Below are 23,599 nucleotides of genomic sequence, written 5' to 3'. Positions count from 1 at the left end.
TGCTATCAGTGACCAACGTTCCCTATCGTCGGGGCGGAGTCTATGGTAAAACAATTCAAATGTTAAGTGATAAGTAGGATTATATGTTATCAGCAACGCAATTTCTTGTTTTAGAAAAAGCACTTAGTAAGGAAAGATTATCTACATACAAAAACTATGTGAAAAATAAAACTTCACAATAAAAAATGAGGATTTCCTGTTTAGTATATGAGTGTCAAACTCAATCTAAACAGGAAATGCTCGTATTTTATTTTTACAACAGATTAGAATTCAAACTGAACTGACATTTTATAATTTCTACCTGGTGCGTAGAAACGGTTAATGCCTAATCCTGTTGATTGTTCTATAACATTACTTGTTCCAAATGAACGAATTGAACGAGCAGAATCCCAAGTAATGTATTTACGGTTTGTAAGATTATATACACCAGCTCTTATGGTTAAATTTTTAATTGGTTGCACATATCCAATAAAATCTAGAATAGTATAAGATTTGCTTCTCCATTTAATTGTGCTGTCTGTTTTACCTTCTTCTTTATAGAACATATTATAAGTATCTTCTGGATTTTTACTTGCTACATGTGTCGTATAGAAATCGAAACCAAATTTATGATTTGGATGATCATATCCTAAACCATATACCATAGTTCTAGGCTGAATTGCATTCATAGGAATATTGCCATTCATTCTGCCTTTTTGATAGGTATATTTATAGCTTAGGTTAAATCCATCCATAAATTTTGCCATTTTACCAAGGAATACTTTTGAATTAATTTCAATACCTTTTAAAGACGCATTATCTCTATTTATATTTTGATAAAGAGAAAATGGTAATGTTTCACCTCTTCCAGAGCCGCCTACTTTAAAAGTTTCTTGCTTTTTAAATATTAGGTCAATAAAGTTTTTATAGTTAGTTTTAAACAGACTTGTCGAGATAAATCCCCAATCATCATTATGTAATGTGAAAGCAATTTCTTTGGTTTTTGCTATTTCTGGTTTTAAATCAGTATTTGGCAAAATAGTGAAATCAGGGTGTTTAAAGGTGAAATACATTTCATCTGAAGTTGGTGTTCTAAAACCTTTAGAATATTTTAGTTGTAAACGAAGAAAACTCGTTGGATCAATGGTTGAAACAAAACTATAAGAATGTGCTTTATATTTTTTGTTCTGTTTGGCGATATAGTCAATATTTTGTTGTACATTTTCCTTAACTTTATTAGGATCTGAATTTGAATTGTTTGGTAATGGAATAAATAATCCTTTCACAATATCATCGGGTAATTTGGGTGTGATACCGTGTTTATATTTTGGTTGATAATGGATATTGTCATAACGATAACCCAAATCAAAAGATAAATAATCAGTTATAACAAAATTATCAAAGAGATAGACTGATTTTCCTGTTGTTTTAATGGGTAATAAGTAAGAAAATTCAGGATCAACTCGAGGACAAAGGTTAGCATTCCACTCATAAGTCGTTGCACAAGTGTGAGGTTTTCCAGTCCAAGAATCCTCACCAAGCGTAGGTGTTGCCCACCATTGCACATCAGAAGCATCGTTGCCAGCACGATTAACCATGCGCTTCATCGCGGTATTATATGATCCACCATATTGTAGATTATGTTCAATATGCCAAATTTTGAAGTCTTTGGTTAAATCTAAATTTAATTGTTGGGTGTTGGTGTCCAAATCTCTCTCTTGCCAGAGGCGTTCTAAATAACCAGGTGAAGAGGGAAGAATAGATTTTATTTTCCTATCATTATCCTTTATTTTAGCGAATTTTTTGCCATTTAATTCTTTTATTTCAAGGTCAACTTCTTTCCATTTTCCATCATAGCCATAATAATTGTTACCTTTAAAAACTTTTATTTTTGCGTTATTTTCACAATTAAATATTGAACAATCATACCAAGTGTCAGAGGGGTTCTTTAGGACTAGTTTATCGTCTATTACTCTCTTATCAGTATCAATAAATTTCTTGAAGTCATAGGTTTTATCACTACTCTTAGCTGTATTGTTTTTTTCCTCAAATTGAAGGTCTGAACCATCTCGACGTGTTATTTTCCCATTTGTTACTTTTAGTCCCGTAGGATTGTCTGTGCCTTCACAATGTCTTACACCAGCATCACAATACTCATCTGTGCGTGCACGAGTTTTAATACGTTGATCAGAATAAGTGAGTTTTAGCGTATCCCAAAATGGAGTTTGAGAGAAATTTTCATAACTAAATGAAATATTACGTCTCTTTGTTTTATCATTGGTGTGTCTAGAATCAACTTCAGGGGTTTCATTACCACTACGTTGATATTTTAATGTATAGGATAAATCTTGCCCACGAGAACGATGTTCATATAAATCAGCGGCAAAGGTAAAACGATGATTTTCTGTAGGATTGAAAGATAATTTTAATAATGTACTATCTTGTTCAATTTTATATGGATCTGCTTTTTCTCTTTTTTTACCTTGAATTTTATCGTTATAATTTTTATAACCATAGTTCTCAAGTTCATGCCCATTTCTGCTTGTTGTAACCACTAGCACATCGAACTTTTTATAACGTCCTGCAAGAGTAAGGGTATCGAATGATTGATTATTTTCCGTAGCGTATCCCTTTTTGTAACTTACATAGTAATCCTTGTTTATGAGATAATCTCTCGCATCTTTTGTTTTATAAATTACAGAACCACCTAAGGAACCACTACCATTCTTAATAGAATCAGCCCCTTTTGTGATATTTACTTCTTTTAAGGTTTCAATTTCTGCACCATTACGCGTGTTATTGAAATTACCATAACCTTCAAAAAGCTCTTTAAAGCCTTGAGAAGATAAGGTTTCAGCTTGACGTAATCCATCAATATTAATCGCTACACGATTTTCATCAACCCCTCTAATCGCAAAACCGCTTTGACCAAAACGCCCAGCTTCAACAACAGTAATGCCAGTCTCGTATTTAACGATGTCTTTAATGTTGTTTGCTTGTTCTCTTTCTAGCGTTTTAGCCGTTTTTACAGTTTCGGCAATTTTAGGCGGAGTTTTCGTATCAGTATTTTCGGTAGAGCCAGATACATTTATTTGCTCTAGTTGTTCAGAAGCATTACTATTTTGGTTGGTTGGTTGGTTGGTTGGTTGGTTGGTTGGTTGGTTGGTTGGTTGGTTGGTTGGTTGGTTGGTTGGTTGGTTGGTTGGTTGGTTGGTTGGTTGAGCTGCATAAGCAACACTTGCCGTTAGCCCAAGCATAACGGAATAGGCAAGCACGTTTAATCTAAAATTGGTCATATTTAATCCTATAAAAAAATAATAATAATTCTCAAATATATTATATGAAGAAGTATTTTCTCACAACAATAAAGATTGATTTTTGATAAAAATCAAGAAATAAAAACTATTCTTATTATTTTCTGTATTTAAACCTGCTTGTTTCCTATAATGCGAACCGTTGATTGTTGATTAGTAGTTGTAGGGTGGGCTTCAGCCCACCAACAAACAATCGTGAGATATTTTGGTGGGCTAAAGCCCACCCTACATTAAGTACGCATAATTCTTTCTATGCGTACTTCTTTTTATTTTAGGAGTAATCATTATGATGATAGATAAACGCCTAATTAACACGGTGGCTGACAGCAAAAAATGGATTGGTATCACGGTGTTGTGGAATTGGGTGGCGTTAGTAGTTGTAGGGTGGGCTTCAGCCCACCAACAAACAGTCGTGAGATATTTTGGTGGGCTGAAGCCCACCCTACGTTAAGTACGCATAATTCTATGCATACTTCTTTTTATTTTAGGAGTAATCATTATGATGATAGATAAACGCCTAATTAACACGGTGGCTGACAGCAAAAAATGGATTGGTGTCACGGTGTTGTGGAATTGGGTGGCGTTAGTTGGCGGGATTATTAGTGCCGTTGTGTTTTCTTATATTTTACAGACGGCTTATTTTCACGAATTAAGCCTGTTAAGTGCGGTCATTTTGGGCATCGTTTTGATTGCAGCATTGGCATTGCGTGCTTTTGCAGGGAAAAAATCGGTGCAGGCGTCTTATTTTGCCAGCACAAAAGTGAAGCATGAATTGCGTAGCCTTATCTATCGTAAATTGGCTTCTATGCCGCTTAACCAAGTGAACCAGCAATCCACTTCAAGCATTATTCAAGTGGCATCAGAAGGTGTGGAACAGCTTGAAATTTACTTTGGGCGTTATTTGCCGCAGCTTTTTTATAGCTTGCTTGCACCGCTTACTCTTTTTGTTTTCTTGATTTTTTTCAGTTTTAAAACTGCCGTGATTTTGTTGATTTGTGTTCCGCTTATCCCTATGTCGATTATTGCGGTGAATAAAATTGCGAAAAAACTTTTGGCAAAATATTGGTCGATTTATGTGGGGTTAGGCAGCAGTTTTTTAGATAACTTACAAGGTTTAATTACGCTAAAAATCTATCAAGATGATGCTTATAAAGCGAAAGCGATGGATAAAGAGGCTGAGCATTTCCGCAAAATTACCATGAAAGTGCTTACTATGCAGCTTAACTCGGTTTCTCTTATGGATTTACTCGCTTACGGTGGCGCGGCAATCGGGATTTTAACCGCACTATTGCAATTCCAAAATGCACAACTCAGCGTGTTAGGCGTGATTTTATTTATTCTCCTTTCCTCCGAGTTCTTTATTCCGCTTCGTTTGCTTGGTTCATTCTTCCATGTGGCGATGAATGGCAAAGCGGCTTCAGATAAGATTTTCACATTGTTAGATACGCCAGTGGAAACCCAAAAAAGTGCGGTGGATTTTGAAGCAAAAAATAACGTTCAAGTGGAAATTAAAGATCTGCATTTTTCTTATAGTGAAGAAAAACCAGCAATTACAGGTTTAGATTTGAGTATCTTACCAAATCAGCTTACGGTATTTGTGGGTAAAAGTGGTTGCGGTAAATCGACCTTAGTTTCGTTGTTGATGGGTTTTAATCAAGCGCAACAAGGTGAAATTTTGTTTAATGGACAAAACGCCCTCAATATTGACCGCACTTCTTTCTATCAAAAAGTATCATTAGTAAGCCACAGCAGTTATGTGTTTAAAGGCTCGCTGCGTGAAAATATGACGATGGCGAAAATTGATGCCACAGATGAACAAATTTATGCTTGTTTAGAACAAGTGAATCTCGCCCAATTTGTACGCGAAAATGGCGGCTTAGATATGCAGCTATTAAGCCGAGGTGCGAATTTATCGGGCGGTCAGATTCAACGTTTAGCTTTAGCGCGTGCTTTATTACACAATGCCGAGCTTTATATTTTTGATGAAGCGACCAGTAATATTGATGTGGAAAGCGAAGAAATTATTTTGCAGTTCATTCAACAATTTAAACAACAAAAAACCATTGTGATGATTTCCCACCGCTTGGCAAATGCGGTAAATGCCGACTGTATTAACGTACTTGACCAAGGCAAATTGATTGAGCAAGGCACACACGAAACTTTAATGTCAAAACAAGGTGCGTATGCTGAAATGTTCCAACAACAAAAAGATTTAGAACAAATTAGAGAGGTGGCAAATGCGTAAAAATGGTTTTGTTGTAATGGGGCATTTGTTGAAATTAGTGACACCACTGGCGCACATTATGGCGTTTACCATTACTATGGGTACGCTCGGTTTCCTTGCTGCCATTTTTATTATGGTGCTGGGTGCGATGGGGTTAGTAAATCTCTTAAACTTTGACACCCATTTAAGTTTTTCTGGAATTTTGACCGCACTTATCGTATTGGCGGTGGCTCGTGGCGTATTGCGTTATTTAGAGCAAATGTCAGGGCATTATATTGCTTTTAAATTACTCGCATTATTGCGTGACAAAGTGTTTTCTTCTTTGCGTCGTTTGGCTTTTGTGAAGTTGCAAGATAAACAAGCAGGGCAATTAGTGTCTTTGGTGACTAACGATATCGAATTGCTCGAAGTATTTTATGCGCACACCATCGCACCAATTATGATCGCGTTCTTTACCTCTGCGATTTTATTGTTGGTTTTTGCTCATCTTTCAGGTTGGTTTGTGCTTGTGGCATTGGCGGCGTATTTAACAGTGGGCGTAATCCTACCGATTATTACCACCAAATTGGCACGTGAAGATGGCAGACGTTATCGTGAATTAGTCGGCGAAATGAATGATTTCTTCCTCGATAGCGTGCGTGGTATGAAAGAAATTCAGCTTTTCGGTTATGCGAAACAACGGTTAGATGAAATTCAACAACGCAGCCAAAAAATTGATACGGCGTTTGAGCGTATTAAAGACCAAGAAGCAAAAGTCCGTGTTTATACTGAAGTGGCAGTATCTGTTTTCAACATTATTATGCTGTTTACTGGCTTAATTTTATTTAGCTTAGATAAAATTGATTTCGCTGCCTTTTTAATCGGCGTGATTTTATTGATGTCGAGCTACGGGCCAGTTATCGCCTTAAGTAACCTTTCAAGCAACTTGTTACAAACTTTGGCTTCTGGCGAACGAGTATTAAGTTTATTAGCGGAAGAGCCAGAGTTAAAAGACGTAGAAAGTGCGGTGGATTTAAAAGAGGTTTCTCGCATTGATGTGGAGAACCTAAATTTCGCTTACGGCGAAGAACAAATTTTATCGGATGTCAGCTTATCTGTGAAAAAAGGGGAAATTTTAGGTATTCACGGCAGAAGCGGCAGCGGTAAAAGTACCTTGTTGAAATTGCTGATGCGTTTTTACGATCCTAAATCAGGTAGCATTAAAATTAACGGCGAAACTTTACAGAATATTAACACTCGTAGCTTGCGTGACAATATGGCATACATTACTCAGCAAACCTATATTTTCAACGAAACTATTGAGGAAAATATTCGCCTTGCGCGCCGTGATGCAACCTTAGAAGAAATTATGGAAGCCGCGAAGAAAGCCTCAATTCATGATTTTATTTTGAGTTTGCCACAAGGCTATCAAACAAAAATGACGGAATTGGGTGGCAATCTCTCTGACGGAGAAAAACAACGTATCGGTATTGCACGAGCATTCTTACATAATGCCCCGATTATCTTGCTTGATGAGCCAACTAGCAATTTGGATAGCTTAAACGAAGCAATGATTTTGAAATCATTACTCAATGTTAAAGCTGAAAAATTGATTATTCTCGTCAGCCACCGCCAATCTACCATGGCAATTTGCGATCAGGTAATTGGCATAGAAAACGGCAGAATGTCCTAAATTAATATAAGAAAAAATCGCACTGTTAAAGGTGCGATTTTTTTGTTAGAGAGAAAAAGTGCGGTAAAAATTCCCTTTGGATTTTATAGTTCAGGTTCATTTAATAGGTTAAGCAAAGCTAAACGCTTGCGATAAGTTTTCAGCACGCAATCAATATGTGGCTGCGGCATAAAGGATTGTGAATAAATCTGCTCTACTTTTTCCTTTTCTTGTGTAATTTCAGGAATTAATTTTTGAATAATCACATTTTTATTTAATCCAATATTTTCCCCAAACTCGACAAAATCATCACCGATATATTCACCGTATTGAGTATTAAATCCTTTGGCTAGTGTGGCATTACCTTCTTCTCGCGCTAACAATGGCAAGGCAAGTAGTGTTGAATTAAATATTTCAGGATAGGGCGACACCGACACAAAATCATAAATTGGAGCAAGTTTTGGATGACTATTTTTGGGATAAATAAATGAAAAATTGCGTAAGTGAAGATCATTATTTCCTAATAAATAAGCGTAAATAATTCGACGAAAAATTTCTCGTTGCTGAGCTAAATGATTTTCAGTGTGCTGCAAAATAAACTTAGCAATTTGTTCATAACTCACATATTGCTCATTATCTGCACCTATTTTTCCGTACTTGTCTCGAATATTCATTGCACCATCAAGTTGTTCTTGGTGCATTGGTTTTTGCTGTTCATCACGATCAAAACGCTTTATAACAAAAGCAAATTCCTTATGATTTTGTTCGCCAGCAAAAGAAACTAAACCATTTTCTGGCACATCAAACCCTAATTCTTTCATAATGCGCATGGTGGCGTGTTCATTTTCAGCTAAAAAAGGATACTCTTCTGGAGAGGGCTTTAAAATATAATTTCCCTGTTGATTTACGCTGTCAAAGTGCCCATCTTTGATAATAAGCTGTAATTTTGGTTGAAAACCTGAAATGCTCATTCCTTGCTGTTTTTGGGGTTTCACTGTAATAAATTCTTGGCGAGAAAAGGGTAATTCAGGATTAAAATGTTTATTGCCTGTAAGGTAATGCAAACCTTCAGCACTGTAACCTGAAAGTGCTTCATTTTTCTTCAATGGCTTTAATAAAATACGACAAAAATTCATTGTTTTTCTTCCTGAATTTGCACTGCGCCTAACATATTTTCCCCGTTATTAAGTAAAAAGCGAAACATATCGCTTTCATTAATTCGTTGATGAAGTGCATATTTGTGTTTTAGCCAGCCTTCTGGGACGAGCGATGCAAAATAAGGGAATAAGGTGTCAGAATGAAAAGGACTTTGCTCAATAGGAAAGCTGAGAGAGAGCGGTATTCCTTGATAATCGGGGTTGTAAGAAAAATGAAAACCACGATGATCTTCTCTAAGTAAGCCAATAAATTCACCGTAGAGAAATACTTTTCCCGAGCGGACTAAATCGCGCATAGTGAAACCCCTAATGTTTGAGCAACAAGAAACACGGTTGTAAATCTCACTTGGCTTGGATCTTGAAATAATCGGTTCAAGGTAGAAATAGACACGCCAGTTTGCAGTTCTAGCATACTAAGCTCAATACCAAGTGATTTACGCTTATCATTGAGCATTTTTCCAAATGCTTTGAGATCGGTAATTTTCCCTGCGTAAAGTTGTTGTCTTTGCGCTTGTTCATAGGTAATGACTGATTTCTGAAGCTTTTTTAATTCATCAATTTGATTTTCTAATTGTGCACTAAGGTTATTCATATTTGATACTTTTTCTTTTAATAAAATATTTTTATATCATATATGGTTTTTCGCTTTTTTGAATATCTTTTTTGATTTTTTTAGGAAAAAAATTTTAGGAATTATTCAAAAATGATACTTAAAATCTGCTCTGTCCATTTGTAATTTGTCCCATTTTTTGGAGAGCAGATTAAATTAATTGAAATGTTGTTTGCTTGAGCTAAATATTCAAAATTTTATAAAGGTCATCCAAATAATGAATAGATTGAATTTTACGAATTGTGCGGGATTTTCCTCGAATTAAAATGGTTTCAGTACTGGCTAAATTGCCTTTGCGGGAGATACCTTTAAGCAAATCGCCATTGGTAATGCCTGTTGCAGTAAATACAAGATTGTCATCACGCACGAGATCTTCAAGTTTTAACACTTCATTCACTTTTACGCCCAGTGCTGCACAACGCTGAATTTCATTAGCTGCAATTTTTTTATTTTCTTCGGTGTCGCCTTTTACTTCATTGCGTGGGATTAAACGAGCTTGCATATCACCACCTAATGCTCGAATGGCTGCAGCAGCTGCCACGCCTTCTGGCGCACCACCAATTCCATAAAGAAGATCGACTTCAGCATCAGGTAAGCAGCAAAGCACAGAACCTGCCACATCGCCATCAGGAATTGCCAATACTTTCGCGCCCAAGTTATGTATTTGTTTAATTACAGCATCGTGACGTGGTTTGGCTAATACCATTACGGTAAGGTCAGAAAGGGATTTTCCTAGCTTAGATGCGATGCGGCGAAGATTTTGTTCCAGTGGTAAATTTAAATCAATGATGCCTTTTACATTTGAACCCACCACTAATTTTTCCATATACATATCAGGTGCTTTTAAAAAGGTATTTTTGCCACCTGCAGCCAAGACAGAAATAGCATTAGATTGCCCCATTGCGGTCATACGTGTACCATCAATAGGATCTACTGCGATAGAAACTAATTCCCCTAAGCCAGAACCGACTTTTTCGCCAACATAAAGCATTGGGGCTTCATCAATTTCGCCCTCTCCTATAACGATTTCAGCGTCCATATGAATCAAATTCAGCATATAACGCATCGCTTTTACCGCTGCATCGTCTGCCGCATTTTTATCTCCTCGACCAAGCCACGTGTAAGCTGCTAGAGCGGCGGCTTCTGTTACTCGTGAAAATTCGATGGCTAATGCTCGATTCATTATTATTCTCCTTCTGCTTATTTTTCAAGATTATGGTAAAAATAGCATCATTCTATCACTGAGTAATCGTTTGCATAATAAATTTTTATTCAATGCTTTAAAAAGGTAAATTTACTGGGTAAAATACCCCCAAACTTACCCATATTTAAAAGGAAATCATTATGTCTTTAGAAATTTTAGACCAGCTTGAAGAAAAAATTAAACAAGCGGTAGAAACTATCCAATTACTTCAATTAGAAGTTGAAGAATTAAAAGAGAAAAACGCAGAATCTCAAAGAAATATCGAAAACTTACAAACTGAAAATGAACAGCTGAAAAACGAACATCGTAATTGGCAAGAGCATATTCGTTCATTACTTGGTAAGTTTGATAACGTTTAATTGTAATAAAAGGCTTAGATTTTCTAAGCCTTTTTGTTTTAATCATTTCAATAATTTTCTTTTCTCTTTGAGAAAAAATAAATATAGGATAATAAAATGCACATTTGCATTCTTTCAGGCAGCACTTTAGGTGGTGCGGAATATGTTGCCGAGCATTTAAACGATGTTTTAGAAACTCAAGGTTTCTCCACCGCACTTTTTCACGGACCAAATTTATCTGACATTGAAAACGAGAAAATTTGGCTGATTGTTACTTCAACGCATGGTGCAGGCGAATTGCCAGACAATTTAAAACCTCTATTTGATGAATTAGCGAATAGCCAAAAGGATTTTTCAGATGTTCGCTTTGCGGTCGTTGGATTAGGTAGTTCTGATTATGATACTTTTTGCTATGCAGCGGACAAAGTGGAGCAAACACTTCAAGCAAAAAGTGCGGTAAAAATTTGTGAGACTTTAAAAATTGACGTGTTAAACGTGGATGATCAAGAAAGTTATGCTGAAGAATGGTTACCGAGTTTTATTGAGGGATTGAAATGATCGCCCTAATTCAGCGTGTGTCTCAAGCAAAAGTGAATGTAAAGGGCGAAACAATAGGGAAAATTGGCAAAGGTTTGTTAGTTTTGCTTGGTGTAGAAAAAGAAGATAACCGAGAAAAAGCGGATAAACTCGCTGAAAAAGTGCTTAATTATCGAATTTTCAGTGATGAAAATGACAAAATGAATTTAAATGTTCAACAAGCGCAGGGGGAATTGCTTATCGTTTCGCAATTTACATTAGCAGCGGATACGCAAAAAGGTTTACGCCCGAGTTTTTCAAAAGGTGCGCCCCCTGCATTGGCTAATGAATTATATGAATACTTTATCCAAAAGTGCGCAGAGAAATTACCTGTTTCAACAGGGCAATTTGCAGCGGATATGCAAGTGAGCTTAACAAATGATGGGCCTGTGACATTTTGGTTAAATGTATAACAAGAAAATCTAAGTTGGCAATAAGCTCACTGTTTTACATTTGTTTTATTAAATGGTTTAGTTAATGGAATATTCTCGTTAAAGCGTATAAATTCCATCAATTAATAATGAACCATATACTACCTAACAACAAGGTTGGTAAGCAAAAAGGCGGACTGAAGCCCTCCATTGCTCCCTCACCCATAAATGGGCGTTTCCTTTCACCAATGGTCACTTAATAATAACGAGCAATCGCTTATTATTTCACTGATTTGGGATAATCAGGAATGTCAGACAACAGCCCGCCAAACCCAATAGGCAAATTGCACAGTGCAATGCCAAACGGCGCAAACTTCCTTTCTTGCGCCAAAACCTTTTCATTTATTGTTTGTATTATCAACTACAAACTGACTGTACAAGAATATGGTATGCCTTTTCTTTGGTTAAAACTGTGATCCAGATCACAAAAATAAAAATGCGATGAAATTCTTTTAAAATTTCACCGCACTTTTAAGGATAGGCAATTATTGTCGGATTAAAAGAGCAACGGCTTCACAAGCAATCCCCTCTTGTCTTCCTGTAAAGCCTAATTTTTCGGTAGTCGTTGCTTTTACATTAACTTGCTCAATATCGCATAGGATATCTTCAGCTATTTTGGCACGCATTGCATCAATATGTGGGCGCATTTTAGGTGCTTGAGCGATGATGGTAATATCAACATTACCTATTTTATATCCCTTTTCTTGTACTTGACGAAACGCTTCACGCAGTAAGCCTCGACTATCCGCATTTTTATATTGCATATCGGTATCGGGGAAAAGTTTTCCAATATCGCCTAAAGCTGCAGCCCCTAAGATTGCATCAGTTAATGCGTGTAATGCCACATCGCCATCTGAGTGCGCAATAAAGCCCGTATGATAAGGCACTTCTACACCACCAATAATTAATGGACGATCTTCGCCAAAAGCGTGAACATCAAAGCCGTGTCCAATTCTGATCATAATTTATTCCTTGTTAAATAAAATTCTGCTAATGCTAAATCTTCTGGACGAGTCACTTTTAAATTATCGCTACGTCCAGCCACTAAGCGCGGTCGAAATCCAGCAAGTTCTATCGCTGATGCTTCATCTGTTATATTCGCACCTTGTTGAATTCCTGTGGAAAGCGCATCTCTTAATATATCTACTGGGAAAAACTGCGGTGTCATTGCTTGCCAAAGCTGGCTACGATCTTCTGTTTTTACAATACATTGCTGATTGTCCGCTCGTTTAATCGTATCTGTTACTGGGATTGCCAAAATCGCACCTTGTTTATCTTCAATAGCTAACAATTTATCAATATCAGCATGTTGTAAACAAGGGCGAGCAGCATCATGAACAAGCACCCAGGCATTTTTTTCCGCAATTGCATTTAAACCATTTAAGACAGATTCAGCTCGCGTTGTGCCACCTTCCACTAACTGAATTTTAGGATCGAGCGATAGTGTAGAAATATAAGGATCATCTTTGCTTACCGCCAAGATAATTTTAGATACAGCAGGATAAGAAAGCATAACATCGAGTGTATGTTCAAGCAGTGTTTTGCCAAGCAGCGTTAAATATTGTTTCGGTTTATCCGCTTGCATCCGAGAACCAACACCAGCAGCTGGCAAGACCGCAATAATTGAACGAGCCATTATTTACTCTCTTTTACAATATGATAGAACACTTCATTTTCTTTCACTAAGTCATGTTGCATTCGTGCGCGTTCTTCGATCGCTTCAAAACCTTTTGTTAATCCTTGAATTTCTGCATTAATACGCTGATTACGTTGAGATAGCTTTTCATTTTCTGCTTGATTTTCCTTAATTTTCTCAGCATTTTGACGATAATCTAAAAAACCGTTACTGCCAAACCAAAAATTATATTGAAACAATACTAATACAGAAAGAAGGATTAAAATAAGAAGTCGCATACGGATATTTATTGTGAGTAAAATTTTAACCTGTTTACCGTGAAAAATTAGGAAAAACGATAAAATGAAAGAAAGTGCGGTTAAAAATCCTTTTATTTTAACCGCACTTTTTTGTATAAAAATTATTTTCTAGAGAGAGGTGGAACAAAGGTTAAACCTAAATCCCAAGGTTGCTCAATCCAAGTATTTTGTGGAATATCAATTACGTAATCATCCACTAATTCCGCACCTGCAGGTTTTGCAAATACAGTGACAAATTTTGCATTAGGGTACATTTGACGAATCGCACGTGCCGTATTACCCGTATCAACTAAATCATCTACCACGATAAATCCTTCGCCGCCATTTGGCACTTGGGCTGCATGAAGAACTTGTAATTCACCTTGATTGTTATGATCGTGATAACTTGCGATACAAACGGTTTCAATATGACGAAGACCCAATTCTCTAGCCAATACAGCCGCTGGAAACAAACCACCGCGACTCACCGCAATAATACCTTTCCATTGGGAAGCTGGAAGTAAACGTTCTGATAATCTACGGGCATGCATTTGAAACATATCCCAAGTCACCACATATTTTTCGCTCATAATTACACCTTAGTTTAAATTTATCGAGAAATAAAAAATTGCGTAAGGATAACCCGAAATGGCGTTTTATGCTATTATTTCGTAAATATTTTCAGTAAAAAGGAGCAATTATGTCTGAAATTACAACACTTCAACCTTCACTGTTATGGAAATGGTTCGATCAAATTTGTGCAATCCCTCATCCTTCTCATTATGAAGATACGTTAGCTAACTTTATTGTAAATTGGGCAAAAGAAAAGCATTTTTTTGTTGAACGCGATGAAGTAGGTAATGTCCTCATTCGTAAACCTGCAACAAAAGGAATGGAAAATCACACACCTGTTGTGCTACAAGCGCACTTAGATATGGTGCCACAGGCTAATGAAGGCAACCCACATGATTTTACCAAAGATCCAATTCAACCTTATATCGATGGAGAATGGGTGAAAGCACGAGGTACCACACTAGGGTCTGACAATGGTATCGGTTTAGCCTCTACTTTAGCGGTGTTAGAAAGCAATGATTTAGCCCATCCACCTCTTGAAGTGCTTTTAACAATGACAGAAGAAACAGGCATGGATGGCGCAAAAGGCTTACGTCATAACTGGTTACAATCTGAAATTTTAATCAATACAGATACCGAAGAAATTGGCGAAATTTACATTGGTTGTGCGGGCGGGATTAACGCAAACTTTGAAATTCCCGTTCAATATGAAACCAATACGTTTGAGCACAGCGTACAAATCACCCTTAAAGGTTTACGTGGCGGTCACTCTGGCGGCGATATTCATACAGGGCGCGCAAATGCAATCAAAGTGTTAGCGCGAGTATTAGCAAAACTCTCTCAAAATCAACCGCACTTTACTCTCTCTGAAATTCGTGGTGGCTCAATTCGTAATGCAATTCCTCGAGAAGCAGCAGCTGTGTTAGCCTTTAATGGCGATGTAAAAACCATAGAAAGTGCGGTAGAAAATCTCGCGGTTGTGCTTAAAGAAGAATTAGCAATTGCAGAACCTAATTTCACACTTTTTGTAGAATCCGCAGAAAAAGCCCCTACCGTATTCACCGCACAAAGTACTCAAACGGTAATTAACGCACTCAACGTATTGCCAAACGGCGTAATCCGCAATAGTGATGTAGTTAAAAATGTTGTAGAAAGTTCATTAAGCGTTGGCGTATTGAAAACAGAAGGTAATGTTGTAAAAAGCACCATTTTAGTTCGTTCATTAATTGAAAGCGGTAAATATTACGTAACTGAAATGCTCAGCTCACTTGCAATCTTAGCAAATGCAAAAGTTGAGTTTTCTGCACCTTATCCGGGCTGGCAACCTGTAAATGACTCAACTATCTTAGACGTTACTCGCAAACATTATGCTGAAGTGCTAGGCGAGCAACCTGTAGTGAAAGTCATTCATGCAGGATTAGAATGTGGTCTTTTAAAAGAACATTATCCAAACATTGAAATGATTTCTGTTGGGCCAACAATCCGAAATGCTCACTCACCAGATGAAAAAGTGGAAATCGCAACAGTACAAACCTATTGGGATTTATTGACAAGAGTACTTGCCGATATTCCTGCGAAGTAATCTAATATTAATTAAAAGTGCGGTTAAAATTTCTTTTGTTTTAACCGCTCTTTTGTTTTTTTCGTTTCGCTCTTGGGTGCGCCTGATCGTATACTTCCGATAGATGTTGAAAATTTAAGTGAGTATAAATTTGTGTGGTGGAAAGGTTGCTATGCCCAAGCAATTCTTGCACGGCGCGTAAATCAGAACTGGCTTCCAACATATGCGTCGCAAAAGAATGACGTAATTTGTGCGGATTAAGATGGCTATTTAAGCCTTGACGAATACCCCAAGTTTCTAAACGTTTTTGAATGGCTCGATGAGAAATACGATTTCCAAGCTGGCTAACAAATAATGCCTCATCTTTTGGGTTAAATAATGCCCGCACTTTTAACCATTCTTGAATAGCATGTGAAGCGTAACGCCCAAATGGCACTACTCGCTCTTTGTTACCTTTCCCGATAACGCGTACTTCCCGCACTCGGGTATTAATGCTGTTTAAATCTAAACCTTGTAATTCAGATAAACGTAAACCTGAACTATACATTAATTCCAAAATCGCACGATCACGAATATCAATCGGCTCTTTGCTATCGTTGGCAAGCAACTGCTGAACTTGCTCGCCATCCATATTTTTCGGTAAATGCTTGCCTTGTTTCGGTGCAGAAATGCCTGTGGCGGGATTCACTTTCAATTCGCCTTGTTGCACCAAAAAACTGAGAAATCGACGCAATGCGGATAAACGCAAAGCCAAGCTTTTTTCTTTTAAGCCTTGTTTTTTGCTTTCCGCTAAAATAAAGCGCACCACGCTGGGTGTCACTTGTGTCCAAGCGTGAATATCTTGTTGCGCTAAGATTTTGATGGTGGCATCAAGCTGATGTTGATAATTAGTGATTGTGTGAGGACTCATTTGGCGTTCAATCCGCAAATAATCCCAATAACGATTTAACGCTGTTAGCATGACAAACTCAATTCAAATAAACGTTCTTTCGGGTTCAATTTAAACCCTTCCGATTCCAACATTGAATATTGATTTTGCGCTAATTCTGCCACTAAACGATTGGATTGCGTGAAATGCACAAAGTCTTTTGCTTTAGAAATCAACGCCGCATAAATTTCTGTTTGTTGAGCATGTTCCAACACAAAAATATCGGTGATTTGCCAATAACGTTGCAATTGTAAAGAAGAAAGGCGAGGGAAAAGCTGCACAAAGCCAATAGCCTTTTCATTTTCATCCACCGCAATAAAAAACAGGCTTTCATTAAAACGCATACGATTAGTTAAAAAAGCTAAGGTACGTTCTGGATTTTCTGCTTGCCCATAGGCTTGGCGATAGGCTTCAAAAAGAGGAAGAAGCACTTCAATATTCCATTGTTCAGCTTTGAAAAGTTTCATAATTGGTTATTTTTTATTGGTTCCATACAGGTAATTGTAGCTTTTTAGCTCAAGATAATCATCTTTCTGTGAGAATTTTTTTAATTTTATGATCTTCTGCAAAGAATAGGAGCGAAATTTTGGTATAGTAAGCAAGTTAATTTTATCAACTATGGAGAAACAAAAATGGCACGTCGTCCTTTAGTTATGGGTAACTGGAAATTAAACGGTAGCAAAGCATTCACGAAAGAATTAATCGAGGGATTAAAAGCGGAATTACATGATGTAACAGGTTGTGATGTAGCAATTGCCCCCCCCGTTATGTATTTAGGTACGGCTGAAGCAGCACTTTCTGGTTGTGGTTGCAGCTGTGGCGGTAAAAGTGTGGTTCAATTAGGTGCACAAAACGTAGATATCAATGTGAAAGGTGCATTTACTGGTGATATTTCAACTGAAATGTTAAAAGATTTCGGTGCAAAATATATCATTATTGGCCACTCTGAACGCCGCACTTATCATAAAGAAAGCGACGAATTTGTGGCGAAAAAATTTGGTGCATTAAAAGAAGCTGGTTTAGTGCCAGTATTATGTATTGGTGAATCTGAAGCAGAAAATGAAGCAGGCAAAACTGAAGAAGTATGTGCACGTCAAATTGATGCAGTCATCAATGCATTAGGCGTAGAAGCATTCAACGGTGCAGTGATCGCATACGAACCAATCTGGGCAATTGGCACGGGTAAATCTGCAACTCCAGCACAAGCACAAGCCGTTCATGCATTTATCCGTGGTCACATCGCAGCGAAATCACAAGCCGTGGCAGAGCTAGTAATTATTCAATACGGCGGTTCTGTAAATGATGCAAATGCCGCTGAATTATTTACTCAGCCAGACATCGATGGCGCATTAGTGGGTGGCGCATCATTAAAAGCCCCTGCATTTGCAGTAATTGTTAAAGCAGCAGCTGCAGCGAAAAACTAATTTTCAGTTAATTAGAATAACAACAAAAGTGCGGTAAATTTTTACCGCACTTTTTTATATCTTACATATTTTTGATGAATGGGTTAGTAAGCGGTATCAATCGGTAATTCTGCTCTGCACCATCCATCAAATCCGCCAATCATACTAAATACATTTTCATAGCCTTGTTCCATGAGAAAAGTCGCTACATTTCGACTGCTCACGCCGTGATAACAACTCACAATAATAGGCGAATCAAAATCTGCTAGTTCTTCAAATTGCAAAAAACTTTGGTTTGTTAAATGAAAAGCACCTTTAGGATGTGAATAAGCAAAGCGCATATTATCTCGAATATCGACTAATATTGCGCCTTGTTGCATCATTTCCCAAGTCTGCTGTGGAGTTATTTCTTTAAATGACATTTATAAACTTCCTTTTGCGTGTTGTTTGTAAACGCCATCAACCATAACGAGAATCATCGCGATGACTAAACAAATAAAAAGTGGGTAGCTTTCGCTATCAATTTGTTCTCCGATCAAAAATGATACGCATAGCATCATAATAGTTTCAACATAACCAAGCAGACCGAGTAAATTCATAGGAAGCATATTACTGGCTATTACATAGGCAATTAACGCAGTACCGCTGATTAATCCTAGTAAGACAAGCAGCCCCCAAATAAACGGATTGGTTTGTTGTACTGTCGCGAAATCTGTTTGTAAAGCAAAATAAATACTGACAGGCATAAGGCTTAACATTTCTAAACAAAAGGAGGCAAGATCGGTATTTTTTAATGCTTTTCGGATAGAAAAATATGCGGTGTAACCTAAACAGATAACAATGGCTTCCCAAGAAAGACCGCCTTTTAGCACAATATTAGAAATTACGCCTAATGTTGCAATGATAACTGCAATAAATTTGAATGTTGAAATGCGTTCTTTAAAAAACACGCGACCTGCCGCCACCATTACAATTGGTAAAAGTAAATAACCAAAAGATACGCTTAATGAACTGCCATTATTCGGTGCCCAAAGAAAAAGCCACATTTGAAAACCCATTAATAATCCGCAAAGTAAATATGACAATGCCAAGTGCGGTCGTTTTTGAATGCGTTTTAAACGTTCAATTAAAGCCGCTTTTTGTTTAAATAATGTGACGGACAACAGGACAAAAGGAAAAGTAAATATCATCCGATAACCGAAAATATCCGTGCCACTCAAAGGTTTTAGTAACGTAGAAAAATAATACATATAGCCAAATAAAAACGAGGCTAATAATGAAACGAGAATACCTTTAAACATAAGAAATCCTTATTTTAAACCATTATTTATTCTATTCTAACATCGCCCAAAATGCACGGACTAGGGGCTGTTCGAGATTTCTTTTTTGGGTGCAAATACCTAATTCAAAAGGCTCAATTGGTTTATCAAGATTAAGTCTGGAAATTTGGTTATTCATTGGGCTGCTGTCAATTACTGCATCAGGCAACATTGCTAATCCAAATCCTAATCCCACCATTGGCACAATTCCTTCGTGTCCCGCAACAGTAGCATAAATTTTCGGGTGTTTAATTTGTTTCTCCCTTAACCATTGTTCAATTCGCTGCCGTGCGTGACCTTCAACGGGAAAAATAAAAGGCATTTGCTGCCAATCAATAGGTTTTTCTTGCAATAATTGTGTCGCCAAACAAGCCACTCGTGGTGCAATTAGGGACAAACTAATATCATCTATTTTATGAAACACTACACTAGAAGGCAGATTATTTGGTTTGCCCGCAAGTGCGAGATCGACTTGTTGCGCTTGAATTAATTCTAGTGCTAACGCTGGATCACCCGTAGTCAGTTGAATTTCCACTTTAGGATAACGCTGACGAAATTCTTTAAGTACGTGAGGAAGATGGCTATAAGATGCGGTTACAGAACAAAAAAGTTTAATTTCACCGCAAAGTTCATCGGATTCATCTTTCAGTTGTTGTTTAAATTGTTGCCAGTTTTGCCATTCTGTTTTAGCAAATTGTAAAAATTTCTCGCCATATTCAGTAAGTTTGACTTGACGATTATCACGAATAAAAAGTGTCTTCCCTAACTCGTCTTCCAATCGTTGAATTTGACGGGAAAGGGTAGAGGGAGACATGTGGTTTTGGGTGGCAGTTTTGGTGAAGTTTTTTGTATCACTGAGGTGGATGAATATTTGTAGGTCGGTAAATTCCATAATTTCTTCTTTTATTTATTTAATATCGGGTTTCGCCGATGGCGACCTACTTTTTCTTTGCTCGTGCAAAGCAAAAGTAGGCAAAAAGAAAACACGCCCTACTTTGCCTTATTTCCTGAAAAATTGGAAATTTGCTTAACGGAAATTTTCTGAACTCGCTACGCTCAAACAGACGAAAATTTCCTACAAATTTCCAATTTTTCAGGCGGCAAAGAAGGGAACCCATTTTGTTCTTTCTTAAATTTAAAAACGAATGCAAAACTAACCGCACTTTTTAAATAACACTAAGGTAAATTATGCCCCATATAAATCGCCTTTGCGACTTTCAATTTTCAGGCAATTTGCGTCTGTTTGAGCGTAGCGAGTTCAGCAAATTGCCGTTAAGAAAATTGAAACAAAGCAAAGAACAGCGATTTAACTGGGGCGTGTTTTCTTTGCCTACTTTCTTTTACACGAGTAAAAGAAAGTAGGTCGCTCATCGAGCGAAATACGATGCCAATTCAAAAAAACAAAATAATTGCATAAATCGCAACATTGCATTCCCATAATATCACTTTACGCAATCATAAAAAATCCTATAATCAAACCACAACAAAAAATATGCAAACACAACATCATACAATTATCAACCTTACACAATTAAGGACAAAAAATGGCTAACTATTTCAACACTTTAAATTTACGTCAAAAATTAGACCAATTAGGTCGTTGTCGTTTTATGGATCGCGAAGAATTTGCAGATGAAGCAAACTTCTTAAAAGGTAAAAAAATCGTTATCGTAGGCTGTGGTGCGCAAGGTTTAAACCAAGGTTTGAATATGCGTGATTCTGGCTTAGATATTAGCTATGCCTTACGCCCTGAAGCGATTGCTGAAAAACGTGCGTCATTCCAACGTGCAACCGAAAATGGTTTTAAAGTGGGTACTTATGAAGAATTAATTCCAACTGCAGATTTAGTCGTAAACTTAACGCCAGACAAACAACACTCTAAAGTAGTTGCTGATGTGATGCCTTTAATGAAAAAAGACTCTGCATTTGGTTATTCACACGGATTCAATATTGTTGAAGTTGGCGAAGAAATCCGTAAAGATATTACGGTTGTGATGGTTGCGCCAAAATGTCCAGGTACTGAAGTTCGTGAAGAATACAAACGTGGTTTCGGTGTGCCAACATTAATCGCAGTTCATCCTGAAAATGACCCGAAAGGCGAAGGCATGGCGATCGCAAAAGCATGGGCTGCTGCAACTGGCGGTCATAAAGCAGGTGTTTTAGAATCTTCATTCGTGGCAGAAGTAAAATCTGACTTAATGGGTGAGCAAACTATCCTTTGCGGTATGTTACAAGCAGGCTCTATCGTATGTTATGACAAATTAGTGGCAGATGGTAAAGATCCAGCATACGCAGGTAAATTAATCCAATACGGTTGGGAAACCATTACCGAGGCATTAAAACAAGGCGGTATCACATTAATGATGGATCGCCTATCAAACAGTGCAAAATTACGTGCATTTGAACTAGCTGAACAAATCAAAGAAAGCCTTGGTTTCTTATATTACAAACACATGGATGACATCATTAGCGGTCACTTCTCTGCAACAATGATGGCAGACTGGGCAAATGGTGACAAAGATTTATTCGCATGGCGTGAAGCAACAGGTAAAACAGCCTTTGAAAATGCGCCAAAATATGATGGCAAAATTAGCGAACAAGAATACTTTGATAATGGTGTATTAATGATTGCAATGGTGAAAGCGGGCGTAGAATTAGCCTTTGATGCGATGGTTGCTAGCGGTATTTATGAAGAATCAGCTTACTACGAATCACTTCACGAATTGCCATTAATTGCGAACACTATCGCACGTAAACGCTTATACGAAATGAACGTGGTAATTTCTGATACTGCAGAATATGGTAACTACTTATTCTCTAACGTAGCAACCCCAATTCTTGCAAAAGAAATTATCCCTAACCTTCAAAAAGGCGATTTGGGCGAGCCAACTCCAGCAGTGGAAGTCGATAACATTACCTTACGTGATGTAAACGATGCAATTCGCAACCATCCTGTTGAATTAATCGGTCAAGAATTACGTGGTTATATGACAGATATGAAACGTATCGCAGTTGCAGGTTAATGTTAAATTGAACTGAATTAAAAACCGACTTTGTCAATATAAAGTCGGTTTTTTCATAGATAAAATTAATCATAAAAATGCACGTTAATTACAACGTGCATTTTTCTTATTTAAGCATCCATCGACATACAAAGTAAAGTTAATGGATGAATACAGGTCACGTTAGATGACATATCAATTTGCCATTTACAGGTTTGACATTCAGATATAACGTAATCAAATCCACCCTCGTTAATATTATCGAATAGATTTTTACCAATAGATTGTGAAATTTCATAGTTTTCTGATTTAAAACCGTAAGTCCCCGCAATACCACAGCATTGGCTAGGTAACATAATGATTTCTAAACCCGGAATTTTTTTCAACACTTCCAAAGTATAAGGTGCCCAACCCGCCTTATCTACGTGACAAGCAGTGTGATAAGCCACTCGGAGTTTGAGTGGTTTCAACGGTAATGTTTTACCCTCTTTGAAAAGCTGATATAAAAATGGGGTTACCATATGGATATGCGGACGGACTTTGGCGTTATCGATACCTAAAATATGATGGTATTCGTCACGCAGATTAAGTGAACAACTTGATGCCTCACTAATCACATCTATTCCATTTTCATCTACCATTTTTCCAATGTAATCGGTATTGAATTGTGCAATATTGCGAGCACGATTAGGAAAACCGTTTACCATTAATGGTAAGCCACAGCATTTTTCTTTTTCTAATAACATCACCCCAATGTTCATCGCATTGAACACTTTAAGGAATTCTTTGCCAAGCTGTGGATTATTATAATTAACATAACAACCGTGGAAATATGCTACTTTTCGCTCAAATTTTTGTTGGTCTTGTAACGCATTTTTCATATACCAGCTACGAAACGTGCCAAACGCATATTTAGGTAAAGTACGTTCTTTACTGATTTTAAGGGTTTTTTCCAACATAAATTTGGTGGCTTTTAGGCTTGTGATGGTGTTTACAATCGGCGCTAATGGCGTATTGATTTTCCCCATTACATCGGTGTTACTTAAAATCGCATCACGCAATTTATTCATTAACGGTTTTTTAGACTGCGCTAAGTGATTATTACGCGCACGTACAATTAAATCGCCAATTTTCACATCAGACGGACAAGCCACTTCACAACGTTTACAGTTGGTGCAATATTTAAGTGCTTCATCATAAAGTTCAGCAGATTTTAAGCGTAAACGCTCGCCATCAGGTCCTGATTGTTTTGGCCCTGGATAAAGCGGATTATTACGTGAAACAGGACAAACAGCAGTACAAGCAGTACATTTAATACAGCTTTCAAAACTTTCATCAATATATTTATAGCTTTCAGGCGAATTAAGGGATTGTTTTGCACTATCAATGAGTCGTTGAATATTATTATCCATATT

Annotated in this window: 24 protein-coding genes and 1 pseudogene; 10 read left to right on the top strand and 15 right to left on the bottom strand. The window is 37.3% G+C overall.

Features of this window, described 5'->3' with window-relative positions:
• Positions 1-263: 263 nt before the first annotated feature.
• On the bottom strand, positions 264-3,275 hold the full coding sequence (locus DQN49_RS02680) for a TonB-dependent hemoglobin/transferrin/lactoferrin family receptor (RefSeq protein ID WP_065246942.1): 3,012 nt from the start codon (positions 3,273-3,275) through the stop codon (positions 264-266).
• A gap of 304 nt (positions 3,276-3,579) precedes the next feature.
• On the opposite strand from DQN49_RS02680, the pseudogene DQN49_RS10635 reads away from it, so the two are divergent.
• The 3 genes and pseudogenes from DQN49_RS10635 to cydC form a co-directional block, all read left to right on the top strand.
• Positions 3,580-3,669: pseudogene (locus tag DQN49_RS10635) on the top strand (ABC transporter); the annotation flags it as partial.
• Positions 3,670-3,792: 123 nt separating this feature from the next.
• Positions 3,793-5,538: an ABC transporter ATP-binding protein/permease gene (locus tag DQN49_RS02670; protein WP_006995243.1), complete on the top strand. Its 1,746-nt coding sequence runs from the start codon at positions 3,793-3,795 to the stop codon at positions 5,536-5,538.
• Positions 5,531-7,189, top strand: coding sequence for a thiol reductant ABC exporter subunit CydC (gene cydC, locus DQN49_RS02665; RefSeq protein ID WP_006995244.1), 1,659 nt, complete (start codon positions 5,531-5,533; stop codon positions 7,187-7,189). Before DQN49_RS02670 ends, cydC begins: the two co-directional genes overlap by 8 nt.
• 83 nt (positions 7,190-7,272) lie before the next feature.
• On the opposite strand, the gene DQN49_RS02660 is transcribed toward cydC, so the two are convergent.
• The 4 genes from DQN49_RS02660 to glpX all read right to left on the bottom strand — a co-directional run bounded on the left by DQN49_RS02660 (position 7,273) and on the right by glpX (position 10,118).
• On the bottom strand, positions 7,273-8,304 hold the full coding sequence (locus tag DQN49_RS02660) for a type II toxin-antitoxin system HipA family toxin (RefSeq protein WP_006995245.1): 1,032 nt from the start codon (positions 8,302-8,304) through the stop codon (positions 7,273-7,275).
• On the bottom strand, positions 8,301-8,621 hold the full coding sequence (locus DQN49_RS02655) for a HipA N-terminal domain-containing protein (RefSeq protein ID WP_006995246.1): 321 nt from the start codon (positions 8,619-8,621) through the stop codon (positions 8,301-8,303). The genes DQN49_RS02660 and DQN49_RS02655 overlap by 4 nt, the downstream gene beginning before the upstream one ends.
• Positions 8,609-8,917, bottom strand: coding sequence for a helix-turn-helix domain-containing protein (locus DQN49_RS02650; protein WP_005661200.1), 309 nt, complete (start codon positions 8,915-8,917; stop codon positions 8,609-8,611). The genes DQN49_RS02655 and DQN49_RS02650 overlap by 13 nt, the downstream gene beginning before the upstream one ends.
• A gap of 199 nt (positions 8,918-9,116) precedes the next feature.
• Entirely contained in the window at positions 9,117-10,118 is a 1,002-nt protein-coding gene (glpX, locus tag DQN49_RS02645) for a class II fructose-bisphosphatase (protein WP_005672749.1), read from the bottom strand.
• A gap of 161 nt (positions 10,119-10,279) precedes the next feature.
• Here glpX and DQN49_RS02640 point away from each other — a divergent pair, with 161 nt between their 5' ends.
• From DQN49_RS02640 to DQN49_RS10180, 4 genes are all read left to right on the top strand, one after another.
• A complete protein-coding gene (locus DQN49_RS02640; protein ID WP_005650820.1) occupies positions 10,280-10,498 on the top strand; it encodes a cell division protein ZapB in 219 nt (72 codons plus the stop codon).
• A 96-nt stretch (positions 10,499-10,594) separates the two neighbouring features.
• Positions 10,595-11,035 carry an FMN-binding protein MioC gene (gene mioC / locus DQN49_RS02635; protein ID WP_005667635.1) on the top strand — a complete coding sequence of 147 codons (441 nt, stop codon included), beginning with the start codon at positions 10,595-10,597 and terminating at the stop codon, positions 11,033-11,035.
• Positions 11,032-11,466 carry a D-aminoacyl-tRNA deacylase gene (gene dtd / locus DQN49_RS02630; RefSeq protein WP_006995247.1) on the top strand — a complete coding sequence of 145 codons (435 nt, stop codon included), beginning with the start codon at positions 11,032-11,034 and terminating at the stop codon, positions 11,464-11,466. The genes mioC and dtd overlap by 4 nt, the downstream gene beginning before the upstream one ends.
• A 266-nt stretch (positions 11,467-11,732) precedes the next feature.
• Entirely contained in the window at positions 11,733-11,900 is a 168-nt protein-coding gene (locus tag DQN49_RS10180; RefSeq protein ID WP_006995248.1) for a hypothetical protein, read from the top strand.
• A gap of 69 nt (positions 11,901-11,969) precedes the next feature.
• Here DQN49_RS10180 and ispF read toward each other — a convergent pair whose 3' ends face one another.
• The 4 genes from ispF to gpt all read right to left on the bottom strand — a co-directional run bounded on the left by ispF (position 11,970) and on the right by gpt (position 13,988).
• Positions 11,970-12,446: a 2-C-methyl-D-erythritol 2,4-cyclodiphosphate synthase gene (gene ispF / locus DQN49_RS02625; RefSeq protein WP_006995249.1), complete on the bottom strand. Its 477-nt coding sequence runs from the start codon at positions 12,444-12,446 to the stop codon at positions 11,970-11,972.
• Complete coding sequence (gene ispD / locus DQN49_RS02620) at positions 12,443-13,120, bottom strand: 2-C-methyl-D-erythritol 4-phosphate cytidylyltransferase (protein WP_006995250.1); 678 nt, start codon at positions 13,118-13,120, stop codon at positions 12,443-12,445. The genes ispF and ispD overlap by 4 nt, the downstream gene beginning before the upstream one ends.
• Positions 13,120-13,398, bottom strand: coding sequence for a cell division protein FtsB (gene ftsB / locus DQN49_RS02615; protein WP_006995251.1), 279 nt, complete (start codon positions 13,396-13,398; stop codon positions 13,120-13,122). Before ftsB ends, ispD begins: the two co-directional genes overlap by 1 nt.
• A gap of 122 nt (positions 13,399-13,520) precedes the next feature.
• Positions 13,521-13,988 (bottom strand): xanthine phosphoribosyltransferase, encoded by a 468-nt coding sequence (gene gpt, locus DQN49_RS02610; RefSeq protein WP_005650775.1) that lies wholly within the window; start codon positions 13,986-13,988, stop codon positions 13,521-13,523.
• Positions 13,989-14,098: 110 nt separating this feature from the next.
• On the opposite strand from gpt, the gene pepD reads away from it, so the two are divergent.
• Positions 14,099-15,553, top strand: coding sequence for an aminoacyl-histidine dipeptidase (pepD, locus tag DQN49_RS02605; RefSeq protein ID WP_006995252.1), 1,455 nt, complete (start codon positions 14,099-14,101; stop codon positions 15,551-15,553).
• A 40-nt stretch (positions 15,554-15,593) separates the two neighbouring features.
• On the opposite strand, the gene xerC is transcribed toward pepD, so the two are convergent.
• The gene (xerC, locus tag DQN49_RS02600) at positions 15,594-16,493 is read right to left on the bottom strand and encodes a tyrosine recombinase XerC (protein WP_006995253.1); all 900 of its coding nucleotides are present in this window, start codon (positions 16,491-16,493) and stop codon (positions 15,594-15,596) included.
• Complete coding sequence (locus DQN49_RS02595) at positions 16,487-16,927, bottom strand: GNAT family N-acetyltransferase (RefSeq protein WP_005655034.1); 441 nt, start codon at positions 16,925-16,927, stop codon at positions 16,487-16,489. Before DQN49_RS02595 ends, xerC begins: the two co-directional genes overlap by 7 nt.
• A 165-nt stretch (positions 16,928-17,092) precedes the next feature.
• Here DQN49_RS02595 and tpiA point away from each other — a divergent pair, with 165 nt between their 5' ends.
• On the top strand, positions 17,093-17,884 hold the full coding sequence (gene tpiA / locus DQN49_RS02590) for a triose-phosphate isomerase (RefSeq protein ID WP_006995254.1): 792 nt from the start codon (positions 17,093-17,095) through the stop codon (positions 17,882-17,884).
• 83 nt (positions 17,885-17,967) lie between these two features.
• Here the strand turns inward: tpiA and glpE are convergent, their stop codons facing one another.
• From glpE to ilvY, 3 genes are read right to left on the bottom strand one after another with little or no spacing between them, the layout of a single operon-like run.
• A complete protein-coding gene (glpE, locus tag DQN49_RS02585) occupies positions 17,968-18,285 on the bottom strand; it encodes a thiosulfate sulfurtransferase GlpE (protein WP_006995255.1) in 318 nt (105 codons plus the stop codon).
• Positions 18,286-19,164 (bottom strand): EamA family transporter RarD, encoded by an 879-nt coding sequence (rarD, locus tag DQN49_RS02580; RefSeq protein WP_005655039.1) that lies wholly within the window; start codon positions 19,162-19,164, stop codon positions 18,286-18,288.
• 31 nt (positions 19,165-19,195) lie between these two features.
• Positions 19,196-20,074, bottom strand: coding sequence for an HTH-type transcriptional activator IlvY (gene ilvY, locus DQN49_RS02575; RefSeq protein WP_005694606.1), 879 nt, complete (start codon positions 20,072-20,074; stop codon positions 19,196-19,198).
• Between the two features lie 652 nt (positions 20,075-20,726).
• On the opposite strand from ilvY, the gene ilvC reads away from it, so the two are divergent.
• Complete coding sequence (ilvC, locus tag DQN49_RS02565; RefSeq protein ID WP_005654301.1) at positions 20,727-22,205, top strand: ketol-acid reductoisomerase; 1,479 nt, start codon at positions 20,727-20,729, stop codon at positions 22,203-22,205.
• Between the two features lie 110 nt (positions 22,206-22,315).
• On the opposite strand, the gene glpC is transcribed toward ilvC, so the two are convergent.
• Positions 22,316-23,596 carry an anaerobic glycerol-3-phosphate dehydrogenase subunit GlpC gene (gene glpC / locus DQN49_RS02560; RefSeq protein WP_006995258.1) on the bottom strand — a complete coding sequence of 427 codons (1,281 nt, stop codon included), beginning with the start codon at positions 23,594-23,596 and terminating at the stop codon, positions 22,316-22,318.
• Positions 23,597-23,599: the final 3 nt, after the last annotated feature.

Source organism: Haemophilus aegyptius (assembly GCF_900475885.1).
Classification (GTDB): domain Bacteria; phylum Pseudomonadota; class Gammaproteobacteria; order Enterobacterales; family Pasteurellaceae; genus Haemophilus; species Haemophilus influenzae.
Note: the sequence above shows the minus strand (reverse complement) of the source record. Positions and strands in the feature narration are given on the sequence as shown.

Coding starts and splice junctions, on each gene's coding strand:
- DQN49_RS02650 (WP_005661200.1), bottom strand. CDS start 8,917: ATGAATAACCTTAGTGCACAATTAGAAAATCAAATTGATGAATTAAAA.
- pepD (WP_006995252.1), top strand. CDS start 14,099: ATGTCTGAAATTACAACACTTCAACCTTCACTGTTATGGAAATGGTTC.
- mioC (WP_005667635.1), top strand. CDS start 10,595: ATGCACATTTGCATTCTTTCAGGCAGCACTTTAGGTGGTGCGGAATAT.
- rarD (WP_005655039.1), bottom strand. CDS start 19,164: ATGTTTAAAGGTATTCTCGTTTCATTATTAGCCTCGTTTTTATTTGGC.
- dtd (WP_006995247.1), top strand. CDS start 11,032: ATGATCGCCCTAATTCAGCGTGTGTCTCAAGCAAAAGTGAATGTAAAG.
- ilvC (WP_005654301.1), top strand. CDS start 20,727: ATGGCTAACTATTTCAACACTTTAAATTTACGTCAAAAATTAGACCAA.
- ispD (WP_006995250.1), bottom strand. CDS start 13,120: ATGGCTCGTTCAATTATTGCGGTCTTGCCAGCTGCTGGTGTTGGTTCT.
- ftsB (WP_006995251.1), bottom strand. CDS start 13,398: ATGCGACTTCTTATTTTAATCCTTCTTTCTGTATTAGTATTGTTTCAA.
- DQN49_RS02595 (WP_005655034.1), bottom strand. CDS start 16,927: ATGAAACTTTTCAAAGCTGAACAATGGAATATTGAAGTGCTTCTTCCT.
- glpX (WP_005672749.1), bottom strand. CDS start 10,118: ATGAATCGAGCATTAGCCATCGAATTTTCACGAGTAACAGAAGCCGCC.
- tpiA (WP_006995254.1), top strand. CDS start 17,093: ATGGCACGTCGTCCTTTAGTTATGGGTAACTGGAAATTAAACGGTAGC.
- gpt (WP_005650775.1), bottom strand. CDS start 13,988: ATGAGCGAAAAATATGTGGTGACTTGGGATATGTTTCAAATGCATGCC.
- DQN49_RS02640 (WP_005650820.1), top strand. CDS start 10,280: ATGTCTTTAGAAATTTTAGACCAGCTTGAAGAAAAAATTAAACAAGCG.
- DQN49_RS10180 (WP_006995248.1), top strand. CDS start 11,733: ATGTCAGACAACAGCCCGCCAAACCCAATAGGCAAATTGCACAGTGCA.
- DQN49_RS02680 (WP_065246942.1), bottom strand. CDS start 3,275: ATGACCAATTTTAGATTAAACGTGCTTGCCTATTCCGTTATGCTTGGG.
- xerC (WP_006995253.1), bottom strand. CDS start 16,493: ATGCTAACAGCGTTAAATCGTTATTGGGATTATTTGCGGATTGAACGC.
- DQN49_RS02660 (WP_006995245.1), bottom strand. CDS start 8,304: ATGAATTTTTGTCGTATTTTATTAAAGCCATTGAAGAAAAATGAAGCA.
- glpE (WP_006995255.1), bottom strand. CDS start 18,285: ATGTCATTTAAAGAAATAACTCCACAGCAGACTTGGGAAATGATGCAA.
- ilvY (WP_005694606.1), bottom strand. CDS start 20,074: ATGGAATTTACCGACCTACAAATATTCATCCACCTCAGTGATACAAAA.
- DQN49_RS02655 (WP_006995246.1), bottom strand. CDS start 8,621: ATGCGCGATTTAGTCCGCTCGGGAAAAGTATTTCTCTACGGTGAATTT.
- glpC (WP_006995258.1), bottom strand. CDS start 23,596: ATGGATAATAATATTCAACGACTCATTGATAGTGCAAAACAATCCCTT.
- DQN49_RS02670 (WP_006995243.1), top strand. CDS start 3,793: ATGATGATAGATAAACGCCTAATTAACACGGTGGCTGACAGCAAAAAA.
- ispF (WP_006995249.1), bottom strand. CDS start 12,446: ATGATCAGAATTGGACACGGCTTTGATGTTCACGCTTTTGGCGAAGAT.
- cydC (WP_006995244.1), top strand. CDS start 5,531: ATGCGTAAAAATGGTTTTGTTGTAATGGGGCATTTGTTGAAATTAGTG.